17 protein-coding genes are annotated in these 17,794 nt (G+C 71.1%); 12 read left to right on the top strand and 5 right to left on the bottom strand.

The window, feature by feature from the left end:
• Positions 1-12 precede the first annotated feature (12 nt).
• Together ACGFIO_RS18910 and ACGFIO_RS18905 are read left to right on the top strand one after the other, a co-directional pair.
• On the top strand, positions 13-1,320 hold the full coding sequence (locus ACGFIO_RS18910) for a KamA family radical SAM protein (protein WP_392827552.1): 1,308 nt from the start codon (positions 13-15) through the stop codon (positions 1,318-1,320).
• Complete coding sequence (locus ACGFIO_RS18905) at positions 1,317-2,585, top strand: pyridoxal phosphate-dependent aminotransferase (RefSeq protein WP_392827551.1); 1,269 nt, start codon at positions 1,317-1,319, stop codon at positions 2,583-2,585. The genes ACGFIO_RS18910 and ACGFIO_RS18905 overlap by 4 nt, the downstream gene beginning before the upstream one ends.
• A 4-nt stretch (positions 2,586-2,589) precedes the next feature.
• Here the strand turns inward: ACGFIO_RS18905 and ACGFIO_RS18900 are convergent, their stop codons facing one another.
• Positions 2,590-3,492, bottom strand: coding sequence for a helix-turn-helix domain-containing protein (locus ACGFIO_RS18900; RefSeq protein WP_392827550.1), 903 nt, complete (start codon positions 3,490-3,492; stop codon positions 2,590-2,592).
• A 323-nt stretch (positions 3,493-3,815) separates the two neighbouring features.
• Between ACGFIO_RS18900 and ACGFIO_RS18895 the strand changes: the two genes are divergently transcribed.
• A complete protein-coding gene (locus ACGFIO_RS18895) occupies positions 3,816-4,037 on the top strand; it encodes a response regulator transcription factor (RefSeq protein ID WP_392827549.1) in 222 nt (73 codons plus the stop codon).
• 149 nt (positions 4,038-4,186) lie between these two features.
• On the opposite strand, the gene ACGFIO_RS18890 is transcribed toward ACGFIO_RS18895, so the two are convergent.
• A complete protein-coding gene (locus ACGFIO_RS18890; protein WP_392827548.1) occupies positions 4,187-5,188 on the bottom strand; it encodes an LLM class flavin-dependent oxidoreductase in 1,002 nt (333 codons plus the stop codon).
• Between the two features lie 86 nt (positions 5,189-5,274).
• Between ACGFIO_RS18890 and ACGFIO_RS18885 the strand changes: the two genes are divergently transcribed.
• The 7 genes from ACGFIO_RS18885 (at position 5,275) to ACGFIO_RS18855 (ending at position 12,470) form a co-directional block, all read left to right on the top strand.
• On the top strand, positions 5,275-5,712 hold the full coding sequence (locus ACGFIO_RS18885) for an RDD family protein (RefSeq protein WP_392827547.1): 438 nt from the start codon (positions 5,275-5,277) through the stop codon (positions 5,710-5,712).
• 59 nt (positions 5,713-5,771) lie between these two features.
• Positions 5,772-7,988 carry a putative bifunctional diguanylate cyclase/phosphodiesterase gene (locus ACGFIO_RS18880; protein WP_392827546.1) on the top strand — a complete coding sequence of 739 codons (2,217 nt, stop codon included), beginning with the start codon at positions 5,772-5,774 and terminating at the stop codon, positions 7,986-7,988.
• A gap of 14 nt (positions 7,989-8,002) precedes the next feature.
• Positions 8,003-8,779: a helix-turn-helix domain-containing protein gene (locus ACGFIO_RS18875; protein ID WP_392827545.1), complete on the top strand. Its 777-nt coding sequence runs from the start codon at positions 8,003-8,005 to the stop codon at positions 8,777-8,779.
• Between the two features lie 52 nt (positions 8,780-8,831).
• Positions 8,832-9,599 carry an SDR family oxidoreductase gene (locus ACGFIO_RS18870; protein ID WP_392827544.1) on the top strand — a complete coding sequence of 256 codons (768 nt, stop codon included), beginning with the start codon at positions 8,832-8,834 and terminating at the stop codon, positions 9,597-9,599.
• Between the two features lie 48 nt (positions 9,600-9,647).
• Positions 9,648-10,271 (top strand): helix-turn-helix domain-containing protein, encoded by a 624-nt coding sequence (locus ACGFIO_RS18865; protein WP_392827543.1) that lies wholly within the window; start codon positions 9,648-9,650, stop codon positions 10,269-10,271.
• A gap of 88 nt (positions 10,272-10,359) precedes the next feature.
• Positions 10,360-10,932, top strand: coding sequence for a hypothetical protein (locus tag ACGFIO_RS18860; RefSeq protein ID WP_392827542.1), 573 nt, complete (start codon positions 10,360-10,362; stop codon positions 10,930-10,932).
• A gap of 146 nt (positions 10,933-11,078) precedes the next feature.
• Complete coding sequence (locus ACGFIO_RS18855; protein ID WP_392827541.1) at positions 11,079-12,470, top strand: M36 family metallopeptidase; 1,392 nt, start codon at positions 11,079-11,081, stop codon at positions 12,468-12,470.
• Here the strand turns inward: ACGFIO_RS18855 and ACGFIO_RS18850 are convergent.
• Complete coding sequence (locus ACGFIO_RS18850; protein ID WP_392827540.1) at positions 12,467-14,455, bottom strand: transglycosylase domain-containing protein; 1,989 nt, start codon at positions 14,453-14,455, stop codon at positions 12,467-12,469. The two genes, ACGFIO_RS18855 and ACGFIO_RS18850, sit on opposite strands and share 4 nt — an antisense overlap.
• A gap of 185 nt (positions 14,456-14,640) precedes the next feature.
• Here ACGFIO_RS18850 and ACGFIO_RS18845 point away from each other — a divergent pair, with 185 nt between their 5' ends.
• On the top strand, positions 14,641-15,543 hold the full coding sequence (locus ACGFIO_RS18845; protein ID WP_392827539.1) for an alpha/beta fold hydrolase: 903 nt from the start codon (positions 14,641-14,643) through the stop codon (positions 15,541-15,543).
• Between the two features lie 143 nt (positions 15,544-15,686).
• On the opposite strand, the gene ACGFIO_RS18840 is transcribed toward ACGFIO_RS18845, so the two are convergent.
• Together ACGFIO_RS18840 and ACGFIO_RS18835 are read right to left on the bottom strand one after the other, a co-directional pair.
• Positions 15,687-16,628, bottom strand: a complete 942-nt coding sequence (locus ACGFIO_RS18840) for a hypothetical protein (protein ID WP_392827538.1) — start codon at positions 16,626-16,628, stop codon at positions 15,687-15,689.
• Positions 16,629-16,632: 4 nt separating this feature from the next.
• A complete protein-coding gene (locus ACGFIO_RS18835; protein ID WP_392827537.1) occupies positions 16,633-17,415 on the bottom strand; it encodes a hypothetical protein in 783 nt (260 codons plus the stop codon).
• On the opposite strand from ACGFIO_RS18835, the gene ACGFIO_RS18830 reads away from it, so the two are divergent.
• The gene (locus ACGFIO_RS18830; protein WP_392827536.1) at positions 17,414-17,713 is read left to right on the top strand and encodes a hypothetical protein; all 300 of its coding nucleotides are present in this window, start codon (positions 17,414-17,416) and stop codon (positions 17,711-17,713) included. The two genes, ACGFIO_RS18835 and ACGFIO_RS18830, sit on opposite strands and share 2 nt — an antisense overlap.
• Positions 17,714-17,794: the final 81 nt, after the last annotated feature.

Genomic DNA, 17,794 nt, shown 5'->3' with positions numbered 1-17,794 from the left:
AGGAGCGGTTCCGTGCCGGCGAACAACACCCTTGAGAGCACCAGGTTCCGGGCGTACGGCCCACGCCACCTCGACACCATCGCGCGCCGGTACGGTCTGCCGCCCGACCTGCTCGACTCGATGCGAAGCACGTCGCTGGTGCTGCCGTTCCGGGTCAACGACTACGTCCTCGACAACCTCATCGACTGGCGAAACGTGCCGGACGATCCGATCTTCCAGTTGACCTTCCCGCAGCCCGGCATGCTGACCGGCGAGGACGAACGACAACTGGCCGTATCGACCGGGTCCGGGCGGCGCGAGGTGGTCACGGCCATCCGTGGCCGGCTCAATCCGCACCCGTCCGCGCAGGCGTCGAACGTGCCGGTCCAGGGCGGCGAAGCGGTGCCCGGACTGCAGCACAAGTACCGCGAGACGGTCCTCTATTTCCCCGGCCAGGGCCAGACCTGCCACACGTACTGCACCTACTGTTTCCGCTGGGCGCAGTTCGTCGGCGACCCCGGGCTGCGGTTCGCCGCCGCGGACCCGTCCGGCCTGATCGCCTATCTGCGGGTGCATCCGGAGGTGTGCGACGTCCTGGTCACCGGCGGCGATCCGATGGTGATGTCGGCCGATCGGCTGCGCTCCCACCTGACGCCGTTGCTCGCGCTCGACACTGTGCGGACGATCCGCATCGGCACCAAGTCGGTCGCGTACTGGCCGCACCGTTTCACCACCGACAGCGACGCCGGCGAGGTGGCCCGGCTGTTCGAGGACATCGTCGCCAGCGGCCGGCACCTGGCCGTCATGGCGCACGTCAGCCACCCGCGTGAGCTCGCCACCGGCCCGGCCCGGCGCGCGCTGCGGCGGATCCGCGCCACCGGCGCCGCGGTGTACGGCCAGGCGCCGCTGATCGCCCACGTCAACGACGACGCCACCGTGATCGGTGACCTCTGGCGTTCCGAGTACGGGGCCGGTGTCGTGCCCTACTACCTGTTCGTCGCCCGGGACACCGGCCCGCACGGGTACTTCAAGGTGCCGCTGGCGAAAGCCCTGGACATCTTTCAGACGGCCTACCGTACGTTGCCGGGGCTGGCCCGGACGGTGCGCGGCCCGGTCATGTCGGCGTCGCCCGGCAAGGTCGTCGTGGACGGCGTCGAGGAGACCTCCGGCGACCGCCACTTCCAGCTGCGGATGGTGCAGGCGCGCGACCCGGCCCTGGTCGGCCGGCCGTTCCGCGCCCGCTACTCGGCCACCGCGGCCTGGCTCGACGAACTCGACGTCGTGTCCGCCGTACCCCGGGACCTCGCCGCGGCGTTCCGCTCCACCGCGAGCCGTCCATGACCGGCCGCATGTCACCCAACCTCGCCCTCAACCAGATGGTCGACCGGCGCCGGGCGGCCGGGGAATCCCTGGTGCACCTCGCGTTCGGCGAGGCCCGGCTGCCGCTGCTGCCGGGGCTGGCCCGGGAACTCGCCGAGGGCGCCCACCGCACGGCGTACGGGCCGATCGCCGGTGCCGAGCCGGCCCGGGCCGCGGTGGCGGGCTATTTCCGCCGGCGGCGGCTGCCGACCAGCGCGGACCAGATCGTGCTGGCCCCCGGCAGCAAGGCGCTGTTGATGGCGTTGCAGCTCGCCGTGCCCGGGGACGTGGTGCTGCCGCGGCCGGCCTGGAACAGCTACGCCGCCCAGGCCGGGTACGCGGGCAAGCACGTCATCGGGATTCCGGTTCCGGCCGCCTGCGGTGGTGTCCCGGACCCCGCCGCCCTGCGGCTCGCCGTCCTCGCGGCCAAGGCCCGCGGCCGCGATCCGCGACTGCTGGTGCTCACTCTCCCGGACAATCCCACCGGTACGCTCGCGCCTCCCGCCCTGGTCCGTGAGGTGTGCGCGGTCGCGGCGGCCGAGGACCTGGTGATCGTCTCGGACGAGATCTACCGCGACCTCGTGCACGACCCGGTGGCGACGCCGTTCCTCAGCCCGGCCGAGGTCGCACCGGACCGGACGGTGGTGACCAGCGGCCTCTCCAAGGCTTTCGGCCTGGGCGGCTGGCGCATCGGTGCGGCCCGGTTCCCCGGCACCGACAGCGGTCAACGGCTGCGGGACGCGGTGGTCGCGGTGGCCGGCGAGGTCTGGTCGGCTCTGGCTGGGCCGATGCAGCACGTCGCCGAGTACGTGTACGCCGAGCCGCCCGAGATCCAGGCGAGGGTGGCCGCCGGCGCCCGGCTGCACGGCGCGGTAGCCCGGGCGGTGCACGATGTCGTCACCCGGGCGGGCGCCGGTTGCCGGCCGCCGACCGCCGGGTTCTACGTCTATCCCGACTTCGAGCCGGTACGGGAGCGGCTGAGGGACAACGGCATCGGAGACTCGGCCGGGCTGGCCCGGCGGCTCCTGGACGACTCGGGCGTCGTCGTGCTGCCCGGTCACCTGCTCGGCGACGATCCCGGCGGGCTCCGGTTCAAGGCCGCCACGAGTCTTCTCTACGGCGACGACGAGCAGCAACGGCTGTCCCTCGCCGCCGACGAACCGGCCCGCCTGCCGCACCTGTCGGCCGTGCTGGACCGCCTGGCCGAGGCTTTCGCCCGGCTGACCGCGCCGGCGACCCGCCGGTGAGCGGCTATCCGCCCTGACCGGCCCCGGCCTCCGCTCCGGTCAGCAAGGGCGCGACGGTGTCGCCGGACAGCTCCGCGAGCCGGCTCATCCGCTGCTCGGTGGGCGTGCCGGCGACGGCGTGCATGGAGCAGAGACGTTGACGTGACCGCGCGTTGGTCAGTTCCACGCAGTCGAAGTCGAGCCGGCCGACCCGGTCGTCGAGGATGCTCAGGCTCGGCTCGGACGGGGTGTTGACCCGGTGCTCGTCCCACATCCGCCCGAAGTCGGCGCTCACCGCGCGCAGATCGGCCACCAGCGTCGCCGCGGCGGCGTCGTAGCCTCGTTCCGCCACGCCGACCCGCAGACGGGCGACCAGATTGCGCCCGATGACCTCCTGCTCCTCGGGCGCGTTCAGGACCGATCGCCGCCACCGGCCCGGGCCGAACCAGTTCCCGAAAAGGTTGCCGCCCAGGCCCACCGGATCGGTGACGAGGCCGAACAGCGACACGTGCGACTCGTTCTGTGCCCGGATGGTGCCCAGGTCGTCGGTCACGCAGGCCGGAAGCGTCAGCCCCCGCATGACCCACAGAATGTGGGGGTCGACGGCATCGTCGGGCCGGGCGCTCAGGGGCTGGGCCTCACCGGCCAGCAGATAGAGGTAGGCCTGGCCGTCCGGATCCAGTCGCAGGGCGCGGGCGAGGCCGACGAGGATGGCGTTCGACGGCTGCGGGCCACGGCCCTGCTCCAGCTGCTCGTAGTAGCTGGTCGACATGCTGGCCAGGCGAGCGACCTCGTCCCGGCGCAGTCCGGGCGTGCGGCGCCGTTGACCGCTCGGCCTCCGCACCATTTCCGGTGACAATTCTTCGCGTCGGCGGCGCAGAAAGTCGGCGAACGCCATCCGTGTGGTCCAGTCGGCGATCTTTCGCATTCACCATACCCCCGGGCGCGGCGAATGAAAAGCTCGGCAATCGCCACTCGGTCGTTCCGGAAATGCGATTTTCCTATCCATGTCGCCGTTCCTGAATCACGCGACAAGCACACATCGTGCGCTGACCGAGGTCAACGCATTCGCGGCTTTCTGCCTCGTTCGCACTGCGGAACTCCGCAGTCTCGGTGACACAACGTACCGGTAACAATGCGGATAGTTATATGTTCGAGGGGTTCGCATTGCGGGATTGTTGAACTCCGGGTACCCGGAGTCGTCGTAGTGGCGTGACGACGCCGGGAGACCAGACCTCACGTTCCGACGGCGTGGCAAGCGGTTTCCCGCGGGCGGTCGGAATCACCGCCCACCAGTTACGCATTGCGCAGCTGGTGGTCGCCGGAAACACCAACGACGAGATCGCCGCCCGGCTGAACGTCAGCCGCCGAACCGTCGAGTTTCACCTGACCAACCTCTACCGGCAACTCGCGATCAGGCGGCGAAGTCAGCTCGCGCTGGCGCTCAACCGCGTCGGCCTGCTGGAGTGGTGACTGCCGGGCGGGCCCGGCCGCGCGGGCGAGGGGTCACGGCCGGCGATCCCGGAGCGGACCGTCCGGCCGGGCGCCGGATCGAGCCGGGCTACCACTGAAGATCCTCGACGGGAACCGCCGGCGCTGCCCGGCGGGGGAGCGGCCTGACGCTACCGGCCCAGGGCCGGGCCCAGATGGGTGGTCATGTCGGTGAGGATCTGGATGTAGTCGTCGGGCCGGAAGGTGAACGGCAGGGCGAACGCCACCTCGTCGATCTCGCGGAACGCGGCGTGGGCGTGCAGGCGCTCGGCGATCTCGGCCGACGGGCCGACGATGTCGGGGGCGAACATCATCCGCGCCGGGCCCTGCGGGGTGGCGGTGCGGGGCGTACGGGCGGCGGCGTACTCCTGGTAACGCCGCACCTGGTCGGGGGAGGCCGAGTCGGTCGGGATCACGACCAGGCCCTGCGACACCCGGGCCGCGTCGCCGTCGGGGTGAGCGGCCCGGAAGGCGCGGATGTGCGAGAGCTGGATCTGGGCGAAGTCCTCCGACTCCTCGGCCCGGACCACGCTGCTGGTCAGGAAGTTCATGCCGTGCTCGCCGGCCCACCGCGCCGAGCGGATGCTGGCGCCGCCGTACCACATCCGGGCGGCGAGACCGGGTGAGTACGGCTGGACGCGGTCGGAGAAGTCCTCGAAGCCGACCCGGCCGCGGAAGGCGGTCGCGGGCTCACCGCGTACATGGGAAAGCAGCCTCTCGACCCGGTGGTAGGTGAAGTCCTCGGCGTCGGCCGTGTCGGGATAGAGCGCGTCCTTCACGTCGTCCCAGCGCATCGGCGGGCCGACGCTCACGCCCGGGTTGATCCGGCCGCCGGAGAGAATGTCGACGGTGGCCAGGTCCTCGGCCAGGCGCAGCGGATTTTCCCAGCCCAGCGGGGTCACCGCGGTGCCCAGCTCGATGCGGCTGGTGCGCTGCGACGCGGCGGCCATGACGGCGATGGGGGACGAGATGCCGTACTGCAGGTGGCGGTGGCGCAGCCAGGCGCTGTCGAAGCCGAGTTCCTCGCCCAGCCGGATCAGTTCCAGGGTCGCCTCGTGGCCGGCGGCGGGGTCGTTCTCGTCGAACAGCCCGATGGTGAGGAAGCCCAGCTTGCGCAGCGGTCGTGAATCCACGTGATCACGTTAGCGCGGAGAAGGGGCTGGGTATGGGCGAAACCAGCGTGGTCCACAAGGGACCGCGGGCGCTCAGGGGGAAGAACGTGACTGTTACGGGGAACACTCTCGATGTGCACGTCACCGGTCGCCGGGTCGTCGCCACCCTGATCGACGGGGTGATCTTCGGGGTGATCAGCTGGATCGTGACCGTGCTGTTCGGGACGAAGGTGGAGACCAGCGGGTTCAAGCTCACCACGCTGTCGCCCGGCGGCAGCGTGCTGCTGCTGGTCGTCACCCTGGCCTACTACATCGTGCTGGAGGGAGTGCTGGGCCGGACGGTCGGCAAGATGGCCACCGGCATCAAGGTGGTCCGCGAGGACGGGGCCACGCCGCCCGGGGTGGGCGCCGCGGCGATCCGTACCCTGCTCCGGGTCGTCGACGGCCTGTTCGGCAACCTGGTCGGCTTCATCATCGTGCTGGCGTCGCAGAAGCGCCGGCGGCTCGGCGACATGGCCGCGAAGACGCTCGTCGTACGGGCCTGACCGGCGGCCGCCGAGGGCCGACCGCTCAAGTCTGACCGTTCGGTGCCGATTGCACATGAGTGCGGCAGGGGCGGATCTGGCAGGGGTGGCTGGCACTGGGCGTGCTGGCCATCGGTGGGTGGCGCCTGGTGCCGGACGGCCTGCCGCGGGATCTCGCCTACAACGTGATCGGGCTGGCCTCGGTGGCGGCGATCGTCGCCGGGCTGCGGATCCACCGGCCGGCCCGGCCCGGCATGTGGCGCTGGTTCGCGGCCGGGCAGTTCACCTGGGTGCTCGGCGACCTGGTCTACGAGTTCTACGAGTACGCGCTGGAACTTCAGCCGTACCCGTCGGCCGCCGACGGCTTCTATCTCTGCGCGTACCCCATGCTGATCGTGGGTCTGCTCCTGCTCCTGCGCGGGGTGCGTAAGGGGGCGGGGCTGGTCGACGCCTCGATCGTGGGTACCAGCCTGGCCCTGGTGCTGTGGATCTTCGTGATCCAGCCGATCGCCGCCGACTCGACCGCCTCGCTGCCCGAGCGGCTGATCGGGGTCGCCTACCCGGCCGGCGACGCCATGATCCTCTTCCTGCTGGCCGGCCTGTTCACCGACGACCGGCGCGGCTCGCCCAGCTCCCGGCTGCTCGGGGCGGCCGCCCTGCTGCTGCTCGCCTCCGACATCGGCTTCGCGGTTCTCTCGGTCCACACCGACGGCGACTCGGCCGTCCTCGACGCCGGATTCCTGCTCTCGTACGTCTGCTGGGCCGCCGCCGCCCTGCACCCCTCGATGCGCGGCTCCCAGGACGCGGTCGCGGACGGCCCGGCGGCCCGGATGACCCGGCGCCGCCTGACCCTGCTCGCGGTCACCTCGCTGTTCGCGCCCGGCCTGCTCTTCGTGCCCGGCGTGGGGTCCGACGCGCCGGCCCGCTACGCCGTCGGCGCCTGCGGAATCGTGCTGTTCCTGCTCGTCGTGCGGCGGATGTCCGGTTTCGTGGCGACCGTGCAGCGGCAGGCCGGCCAGCTCGCCGACCTGGCCATGCAGGACGACCTGACCGGGCTGGCCAACCGGCGCCGTTTCGAACAGGCCGTGCGCGACGCGCTGGTCGCCGGTCGCCCGGCCGTGCTGCTGCTCGACCTCAACGGCTTCAAGGAGATCAACGACGACCTCGGCCACGCCGTCGGCGACCGGCTGCTGACCGTGCTGGCCGGCCGGCTGCGCCACGCGGTCCATCCAGACTCGGTCGTGGCGCGGATGGGCGGCGACGAGTTCGCGGTGCTGCTGCCCGACGCGCGCCCCGGCGACCTGCCGGTGGTGGTCGACCGGCTGGCCGGGACCCTGCACGAGGCCATCCGGGCCGGGGACCACGACCTGCTGGTGTCGGCCGGCATCGGCAGCGCCGACGGCACCGGGCTGGACGACCCGTTCGAGGTGCTCCGGCGGGCCGACATCGCGATGTACGCGGCCAAGCGGGACGGCGCGCGGTACCGGGCGTACGACCCGGGGCTGGACGAGCGGGCCGGCGCGGAGGCACAGCTCGGCGCCGAGCTGCGGGCGGCCCTCGACGCCGAACAGTTCCGCCTGGTCTTCCAGCCGATCGTGACCCTGCCGGAGGGCCGGATGGTCGCGGTCGAGACGCTGGTCCGCTGGGAGCATCCGGACCGTGGCCAGGTCAGCCCGGCCGACTTCATCCCGGTGGCCGAGCGCAACGGCCTGATCGTCGAGCTGGGCGGGTGGATCCTGCGGTCGGCCTGCTTCCGGGCCGCGGCCTGGCGACGGGAGTACGGGCCCCGGGCGCCCGAGAAGATCAGCGTGAACGTGTCGGCCCGCCAGCTGACCCAGCCCGGCTTTCCCGACACCGTCCGCGAGGCGCTGGCCGCGAGCGGGCTGCCCGGCGCGGCCCTGGCCATCGAGGTGACCGAGACCGCGGTGTTCACCGGCGGCCGGGCCGTCGAGGCGCTGCACCAGATCCGGGCGCTGGGCGTACGCATCGCGCTCGACGACTTCGGCACCGGACACTCGTCGCTCGGTCTGCTGCAGTCCGTACCCGTGGACATCCTCAAGGTCGACAAGTCGTTCGTCGACAACATCACCGATGCCGGCCGGCACTCGGTCATCGCCACCTCGCTCATCGACATCGGCAACGGGCTCGGCCTGACCACCGTGGCCGAGGGCGTGGAGACCGCCGAACAGGCCGCCGAACTCCACCGCCTCGGCTACCGGCTGGCGCAGGGCTACCACTTCGGCCGGCCCGTGCCCGATCCGATGGCACAGCTCACGGTGACCGCGGCCGCGACATAGCGCAGGATCAGGGGGTGTTGCCCTCCCGTCTGCTGCGGTCCAGCGATCACCTGGGCTGGCGGTCGGTGCGCGCCGAGGTCTACCGGGACCCGCCGGTGGCCGAGTTCGCCACCGCCGCCCGGCCGGATCTGCTGCTGGTCATGGTCACCGGCGGCAGCTACGACATCGAGAGCCGGCACGGGCGGTCGTGGCGGCGGGCCACCTATCGCCCCGGGTCGATCGGTGTCACCGTGCCCGGGCACGCCGACACACTGCGCTGGCGCGCCCATCCCGGGCCGCCGCTCGAGTCGCTCCACCTGCATCTCGCTCTCGACGCCGCGCCGGCGCTGGACACCCTGCAGCTGGACGACCCGTACGTCAGCGCTTCCGCATGGGCCCTCGCTCGCGCCCTGCTGGAGGGCGCGCCCGCGCTCTACGCCGACACCGTCGCTCAAGCGATGGTCACGCACCTCGTCCACCGGTCCTCCGCGCCGGTTGTGTCGCACGGTGACCTGGGCCCGGTTCTCGACTACCTTCGTGATCATCTCGGCGACGACGTGACGCTCGACGACCTCGCCGCTGTTTCGGCGATGAGCAAATACCACTTCCTCCGAACGTTTCAGCGCCGCCTCGGCGTGACGCCGCACCGGTATCTGACCCGGCTGCGGATGAGCCGCGCCGCCGAACTGCTGACCGGGACCGGGCAGAGCGTTCAGCAGATCGCCTTCGCCTGCGGCTACCGCAGCCCCGGGCAGTTCGCCGCGGCCTTCAAACGGGAGTACGGGGTCAGCCCGCGCAATTTCCGGCGCTAGCCGCGCAATCGCGGGGGAGGACCGGCCCGCCGGCCCGGGAAAGGTCCACCGCATGACGATCAACGCACCCCTCGCCGGTAAGACCGCCCTGGTCACCGGCGGCACCGCCAACCTGGGCCGGCTCTTCGCCGAGGCCCTCGCCGACGACGGCGCCAACGTCGTCGTCCACTACAACAGCCCGTCCCGGGCCGACGAGGCCGCCGAGACAGTCGCCACGCTGGAGAAGCGCGGCGTGCAGGCGCTGGCCCACCAGGGCGACCTGACCTCCGTCGCCGAGATCACCCGCCTGGTCGACACCGTCGTCGAACGCTTCGGCCACTGGGACCTCCTGGTCAACACGGCCGGCATCATCATCCGCAAGCCGGTCGCCGAGACCACCGAGGAGGAGTACGACGAGAGCTTCGCCATCAACGCGAAGATCCCGTACTTCTTCATGCGCGAGGCGGCCGGGCGGATGGCCGACCACGGCCGCATCATCAACATGGTCACCACGCAGGTCGCGGTCACCGCGGCCACCTATTCGGCCTACGCCGGCAGCAAGGCCCCGGTCGAGCACTTCACCAAGGCGTTCGCCAAGGAGATCGGCCCGCGCGGCGTGACAGTGAACTGCATCGCACCCGGCCCGCAGAAGACCGATTTCTTCTTCGACGTCGAGACCCCGGAAACGATCAAATGGCTGGCCGGCATGACAATCAGCGGCGACCTGGGCGAGCCGCGCGACGTGGTCCCGGTGATGCGATTCCTGGCCCATCCCGACGCCCGCTGGGTGACCGCACAGACCATCTACGTCAACGGGGGAATGATCTCCCCCATCAACTGACACGCGCGGGTCGCCCGGCGACCCGTCCGGCTGCGGGAAAACGTTCGCATGAACAGTTTTCCCATTTTGCCGGCCCAGCCCACCGGCGAGGAGGTCCGCCGTGCGGCCGACCTCCTCGCCACACTCCCGACCACGCCGCTGACCTGCGCCATGGCCCAGGTCCTGGAAACCGCCGCCACCGAGATGAACGACCACACCGGCCCCCGGCCCGGCTGGACCGCCGCCCTGGCCCTGGCCCGAGCCGTCCTCGACGACAAGCTCGAGATGCGCCTGGTGCTGCCCCACCCGATGCAGGAAACGCTGGAGGCGCTGGCCGACGGCGCGCACGCCCCCGACATCGCGGCCCGCTACTGGGTCTCGGAGAACACGGTCAAGGACCGGCTGAAAAGGTTGTACACGCTGCTCGGCGTGAACGACCGGGCGGAGGCGGTGGCCGTCGGCTTCCGCATCGGAGTCCTCTCCGGCAGCCAGCCCGAGCCGCCGTTCCTGCACGTCACCGACGTCCCGCTGCACGAACTGGTGGCGGCCCGCGAGGCGAAGCAGATCCCGGCCGCCGAGATGGCGGCCGTGCTCGGGGTGTCCAAGACCTGGTTGTCCCGCCGTGAACGCGGCGAACAGCCGTTCCCGTTGCCGCTGCTGCGCCGGTACGTGGAAACGGTCGGGGGCCTGTAGAGAACCGTCGGGTCAGCTTCGTTACTCCGGTGACCGAGGCTGACCCGACACCGCCGATCGATCACCGATTCCGACTATTCTCGGGTGCGTGGGTCTGAAAGTGAGCCGCGTCCTGACGGTCGGCGAAAGTGACGAGTACGCCTGGTTCCTGTACTACGTTCCGTCGAGTTCGATCGAGTACGACTGGATCAACACCTGGATGGCGACGCATTTCGATCGGGTCGCCGAAAGCATCGGCTCGGGAGCGCTGCTGATCGCCCCGTTCCCGAGCCGGCAGGAAAGGTACGTCGAGGATCTGGCCGAGGCGATCGACTGGTTCGGCCTGAGCGAGGCCGGCCGCGAGATCGGCTGGAACCCGGCCCTGGTCGCCACCCGGGTGCCGTTGCGCGCGGACACCGGCTCGGAGGCGACGGTCATCGATCTCGCCCAGGCGGCGTCCGAACAGCACCTGGCCCGGCTGCTGGACACGGTGGCCGGGCAGATCCGCGACGGCGGTGACCTCACGCGCCCGTCGGCCGGCCGTTTCGACCGGGCACTGAGCCTGCTGGGTTTCCTCGAATTGAAGCCGAACGTCGCCGGCGTCGGCCTCAACGTCAACGCTGTCGCCGAATGGTATCGCCGGCGCCGCGGAGAGGCCCGCCGGCCTCGCCGCGGCAACTGACGGCGAGCAAGAACCGTAGGTCAGCCGAGGAGCGCGCGCACCGCCGTTGCCGCCAGTCTTCCGCTTGACGGAGGGGCCGACAAGGGACGAGCAGGCCATCCACGGGGGTTACGGCACCGGGCGGGCGCGGTCTAGCATCGGCGGCTGTGGATAAACTCAAAATGGTTGCGCCGCTGGTAGCGGCCGGGTTAGTTGTGGCCGCGGCGACGCCGGCCCACGCGGCTCCGGCCGCCGTGCCGGACGGTCTGCGCCAGGTGCAGGTGCGGCAGTCGCTGCTCGGCACCCACACCTGGTACCAGCAGCTCTATCAAGGCATTCCGGTGCTCGGCGGCTATTACGCCACGCACACCTCGGCCGGCGGCACGCCGGCCGTCACCGACGGCCGCAAGCAGGTCGCGGGGCTGGCCACGAAGGCGGCCGGCATCTCCGGCGACCGGGCCAAGTCGGCGGTGGCGAGCCGGCTCAAGCGCCAGCCGGCCGGCGCCGAGCTGATGGTCGTACCCGGATCCCCGGCCAAGCTCGCCTGGGTGACCTTGACCGCGGGCCCGGGCGGCACCACCCGGTCGGTCCTCGACGCCTCCTCGGGCGCGCTGCTCAAGGAGGAGCGCACGATCCGGCACGCGGACGGCAAGGGGCAGGTCTTCGACCCCAACCCGGTGGTACGCCTGCAGGACGAGTCGCTGACCGACGAGGACGACGCGGCCGCGGCGGTGCCCGCGAAGGCGTACAAGAACGTCACGTTGACCAACCTCGACCGCGGGAAGACCACCCTGCAGGGCGCGTACGCCGACAACATCAGCGCCAACGCGGTCACCTCGCCGCGGCGGGTGTACAAGTTCGACCGCGAGAACGACCACTTCGAGGAGGTGATGGCCTACTACAGCATCACCGAGACCCAGAAGTACATCCACCAGCTGGGCTTCGCCGACGTCAACAACGAGCCGCAGGACTTCCGGACCACCGGGTTCGAGGACGACAACTCCTTCTACGACGACTCGGACGACTCGATCACGTTCGGCACCGGCGGCGTCGACGACGCCGAGGACAACGAGGTGATCTGGCACGAGTACGGCCACGCCATCCAGGCCGACCAGGTGCCCGACTACGGCCTGTCCGAGGAGGCCGGCGCGATCGGCGAGGGCTTCGGCGACTACTGGGCCGTGACCATGTCCCAGGCGACCAGCCGGAACACCCGGGTCACGCCGTGGGCCTGCGTGATGGACTGGGACTCGACCTCGTACACCGCGGACGAGCCGCACTGCCTGCGCCGCACCGACGGCACCAAGGTCTACCCGGCCGACCTCGACGGCGAGGTGCACGACGACGGTGAGATCTGGTCGCGGGCGCTGTGGGACATCAACTCCGCACTGGGCCGGCGCAACGCCAACCGGGTGATCCTGGAGGCGCACTTCTTCTTCCCGCCCGACACCGACATGCCGACCGCGGCCAACCTGACCGTGATCAGCGCCCGTTCGCTGTACGGGGCGGGCGCGGCGGCCAAGGTGAAGGCCGCCTTCCAGAACCGCGGCATCCTCTAGCCGTACGCCAGTTTTTGCGGCGGTGGAGTGAACGCTGGGTAGCCGCTGTCGCGCGCAGCCTCACGCAGGGTGCGCGCGACGGCGGTGACCACCCGTGACTCGACCCCGCTGCCGACGTGGTCGGACGGGTCCTTCGGGTCGTTGGCGATGCCCGCCGCCGCGACCACGGGCGTGAACCCGGCGAACGTCTCGGTGGTGTTGTCCTCGGTGCTGCCGGTCTTACCGGCCACCGGCCGCCCGCCGAAGATCTGATCGACCTGCTCGGCCGTGCCGCCGTCGCACTGGTGCCCGGCGCTCTGCTGGCCGACCGGGCAGCGGGCCGCGTCGGCGGCGGCCCGGGCGATCTCCGGCGGCAGGGCTTGCCGGCAGTTGTCCGGCAGCGGCACCGTGTTGCCGTCGGCGTCCCTGATCGAGCGGACCGGCGTCGGCGCGCAGTATTTCCCGTCGGCCGCGATCGCCGCGTAGGCCGAGGCCAGTTCGAGCGGCGTGGTGTCGGCGACACCGAGCGTGAACGCGCCCCAGTCGTCCGGGGCGGCCGCCAGCCGCGCGTCGGCCGGGGCGGCCAGGCTGATCCCCAAATTCCTCGCCTCGGCGACTGCGGCGGCCGGCCCGACCTGCTCCTCCAGGTGCACGAAGTACGTGTTGACGGACCGCCCGAACGCGTCCCACATGGTCCGGTGCCCGTCCATCCAGTCCGGGTTGTCGTTGCCCGGGCAGTATCGGCCGCCGCAGTTGCCCGGCCCGTCGTCGGCCCAGGGCGTGACCAGCTTCGCGGGCGCGTCGTAGCCGGTGTTCAGCGGCATGCCGGCCCGGAGCGCGGCCAGCATCGTGAACAGCTTGAACGTCGAGCCGGACGGATAGCCGTGCACGCCGCCACCGCCGCTGATCAGCGGGGCCACGGTCTCGCCCCGGCCCACGCCGTACCGCCGGTTGACCGCCAGCGCCAGCACGTGCCCGGTGCCCGGCTGCACGACCGCGATCGGCAGCGCCCGACGGTTCCGCTCCGAATAGACCGTGCGGGCCTGCGCGTCGGCCACCTTCTGCACCGCCGGATCAAGCGTGGTGACGATCGAGTACCCGCCGGTGCGCAGGTTGCCGAGCCGCGGCTGGGCGTTCCACCACCGCTGCACGTAGTCGCAGAAGAAATCGCTGCAGCCGCTGGCTGTGGTCGTACCCGTGAAGGAAAGCTTCTCCGCCGCCGCGGCGGTCGCCTGCCCCTGGGTGATCAACTTGGCGCGCACCATCGCGTTCAAGACATACATCTGCCGGGTACGCGCGGAAGCACGGTCCCCGGTGACCGGATTGTCGGCGTCGGGCGACTGGACGACCCCCGCGATCAGCGCCGCCTGGGCCAGATCGAGCCGGCCCGGCGTCACCCCGAAGAACCGCCGCGCCGCCGCCTCGACCCCGTAGGCGCCGTCGCCGAAGTAGGCGATGTTCAGGTAGTTCTCGAGGATCTGCTGCTTGCCGAGGCGCTGTTCGAGTTCGACCGCGTACTCCGCCTCGCGCACCTTGCGGGCCGCGGTGTCGGCGGTGGCGGACGCCCGCTCGGCCGGCGTCAGGCCCGGATCGTTCTCGAGCGCGTTCCGGACCAGCTGCATGGTCAGCGTCGAGGCGCCCTGCCCGGCCCTACCGCTGCCCGCGTCGGCGACCAGCGCCCGCAGCACGCCCCGCACATCGACCCCGCCGTGCTCGAAGAACCGGACGTCCTCGGCCGCCACGATCGCCTGCCGCATCACCGGCGCGATCGTCCCGAGGGCGACGTCGTGCCGATCCTCGTCGTAGAAGGTGGCGATCAGCGTCCGCCCGTCGCCGGCGTACACCCGGGTGACCTGATCGGTGACCGGGTCGAGGACCTGCTGAGGCAACGCCGGCCGCCGCGCTCGGGCCACCGCCCGGGCCACCAGCCCGACCGGCACGGCCGCGGCGACGGCGAGCGCGGTCACGAGCAGGAGCAGGCCTCCGAGGCGGGCCAGAACACGCATGTCGCCAGGCGTACACCCGAATCCTGAGATCTACCTGTCAGCGGCCCGATGCCACCGGTGACCCCTCCGATCGCCCCGCTGGCCGCGTTCCGCCTTCCGTCCACCGGCCGCGAGGCTGTCATCAGCCTGATCACGCCGCGTCCGGCTGCTGGCCGGAGCCTGATCAGAGTTCGTATCGTGGGTCCGTGGAGCATGTCGATGCCGGCCGGTTGTCCGTCGCCTACCTCGAGGACGGCCCGCCGGAGGGCTGGCCGGTCATCCTGTCGCACGGCTTCCCCTACGACGTTCATGCCTACGATCAGGTCGTTCCCGTGCTGACGGCGCGGGGTGCCCGGGTGATCCGCCCATACCTGCGAGGCTTCGGGCCCACCCGGTTCCGTTCCGCCACCACCATGCGCAGCGGGCAGCAGGCCGCCCTCGGCTCCGATCTGATCGCGCTGGCCGACGCGTTGGGCCTGGACCGGCCGATCGTGGCCGGATACGACTGGGGTGGCCTGGCCTCCTGCGTCGCGGCCGCGTTGTGGCCGAGGCGGGTGGCCGGACTGGTGGCGCTGGCCGGTTACGACATCATCGACATCGACCGGCAGCGCCACGCGTTCGACCCGGCGGTCGAGCACGCCGTGTGGTACCAGCACCTGTTCCAGACCGAACGCGGCCGCGAGACGCTGACCGCACACCGCCGGGAACTGTGCCGGATGCTGTGGCGGCAGTGGTCGCCGCGATGGGCGTTCGACGACGAGACTTTCGACCGGACAGCCACATCGTTCGACAACCCCGACTTCGCCGACGTCGTCGTGCACGCCTACCGTCACGCGCTCGGTCAGGCCATCGGCGACCCGGCCTACGAAGACCTGGAAAATCGCCTGGCCGCCCGGCCGAGCATCACCGTGCCCGCGGTCACCCTGGACGGCACCACCGACACCCTGAAGCCGGGCGGCACGGCCGGCCACGCCCCCATGTTCAGCGCCCGCCACGAGCACCGCGTGGTCGACTCCGGCCACAACCTTCCGCAGGAGGCGCCCGAGGCCTTTGCCGACGCCGTGCTGACCGTGCGAGCCTGGCCGTTTCCCGCGCCGACGCCGTGCTGACCGTGCGAGCCTGGCCGTTTCCCGCGCCGACGCCGTGCTGACCGTGCGAGCCTGGCCGTCTCCCGCGCCGACGCCGTGCTGACCGTGCCGGCAGGGGTCGGAGCCATGCCGGCGCCGGGTTCCCGCACCACGCCTGGTGCGGATCAGGACGCCGGCGGGCTCTGGTTCTGGAACTGGAACTGCACCCGGACCGAGTCGTTCAGTGGGACGACCAGCGTGGAATTGCTGGCCGACCAGGTTTCGGGGACGAGGAACATCCGGTTCCGCCCGACGATCAGCAGGTGCAGTCGCCGGTAGCGGTAGCGGAACGACTGGCCCGGCGACGGCGGCAGGGTGGTCTCCTCGACGCCGGGGCTGCGCAGGAAGAGCCGTTCCTTGGTGTCCAGGATGACGCGCGGGAGGCGGTCGAGGTGCCGGGCCGCGTCCTGGGCCTGGCCACGACCGGACCACTGGGCGATGGTGGCCGCGCTCCAGAAGACACTGACGGCGACCGCCGCGTACGTCAGGATGGTCACCGCGCGGTGGGAGGAGGCGGCGGGCACCGGTTGACCGGGTCCGGGCTCTTCGTCGTACGCGTTCCGCAGGAGCGAGCTCACCCGGGACGCGTACGTGACCGTCCCGCCGCCGACGACGAACAGCAGCGGTGTGACCAGGCCGTACAGTGGCCATCGGCGCAGCTCGGAGTAGGACAGCAGCACGACGACGGCGAGGCCGAGAACCACCGCGCCGGCGATCGTCGCGGCTCTCGTGGCCCGGTCGATCCTCCGCCTGAACGCGGCGGCGTTGTCCGAGGCTCGCGCGGCGACGATGCGATTCCGGACGCGTACGTGCAGGGCCAGCAGCCCGGCGCCGGTGAGAGCCAGCCCGAGCAACGGCACCAGCAGTGGTTGAGGGCTGCGCATGATGTATTCCTTGGTGCTCAGCTCGATCGTGTCGACGTCCACGCCGAAGTACTCGTACTTGGAACGGGCCGACACATATCCGAAGTAGAACAGCAGTGCGCTGAGCGCCCCGGCCGGCGCCGCGACGCTCACGACCGAGCTGATCCATCCGGTGAGATGGTCCTGGGACACGGTTCCGGACATCGGGTCAGCCGGTCGGATCCGACGGATCGGTGTCCTCTGGTTGGCTTTCCGGGGTCCCGCCGCCGTTGTCGACACGGGTGTCGTTCAGCTGGGCCGCCCCGTGGGAATTCTTCGCTTCCTCGCACCACGCCTTCCGCTCGGCCGAGCAGCGTGCGTCGCCGTCCAGGATCACCGACGCGTGCGCCCCAGCCGGTCCCACCGCGGTGGCGGCGACCCTGCAGCTCTGGCGATCGACCGTGAAGGTGAATGACGGCCGGCAGATCGGTCCGTCGCAGCCGGACCCGGACAGTTCGAACTGGTCCTTCGGATCGATCCGTACGTCGGTGATCTTGACGGACACGCCGGTCCGCAGGGAGGGGCTCAGCCAGGTGGCGCCGGTGCATCCGTCTTCGTCCGGGCCGACTCCGCCGACCGGCAACGAGGCGATCGGCACGGCGGGCAGGCCTTCCAGGGCCGGGGCGGGTGCTTCCGGGCCGTTGCCCTCTGGCGCGGGCGGCTCCGCGTCGACGCCCTCGGGCGCCGGTACGGAGGCCGGTGCCGCCGTGTCGGGCGATCCTTCGTCGCACCCGGCGGCGAGCGGCACAAGCGTCAGGAGCAACAGGAGGGTACGGACACATCTCTGCTTCACTGGCGACTCGGGCATGCCTCCAGCGTGGCGACGCGCCTTGCAGCGACCTTGCGCACGCCTTGCGATCCTGCATACGCCCTTTCCGGCCGGCGGCCCGAGCCTCCCGGCGCGGATGTCCCTTCGGCGCTGCGGCTGACGGTACTGGATCATGTCTGTCATGGCCGTGCTGGTGGAGATCCACTTCCCGATGACCGCTGACGACGAGTGGATCGACGACGTCGGTGACTACATGATCGACCTGGAGGAGGAACTCGGTATCGAGGAGCACGACGACGGCGAGGAGTACGGCGACGCCTACATCTTCTTCATCGCGGGCGCGAGCTTGAAGACGCTGCTGGCGGCGGCGTCCAGGGTGGCGACCCGCGACGGCGTGCCCGCGGGCGCTTTCGCCATGGTGACGGACACCCAGGCTCCTCAGTTCGGCATGGGCCGGCGGGTCGAGCTTCCGGTGCGGTGACCGCGAGCCTGTTCGGGCCTCTGTCCGCCGGCTTTCGTCATGTGGGAACTCTGGAACTGTCCGTATAGCTCAAGATTGATG

It is taken from the genome of Actinoplanes sp. NPDC049265, assembly GCF_043197135.1.
Taxonomy (GTDB): Bacteria; Actinomycetota; Actinomycetes; order Mycobacteriales; family Micromonosporaceae; genus Actinoplanes.
Note: the sequence above shows the minus strand (reverse complement) of the source record. Positions and strands in the feature narration are given on the sequence as shown.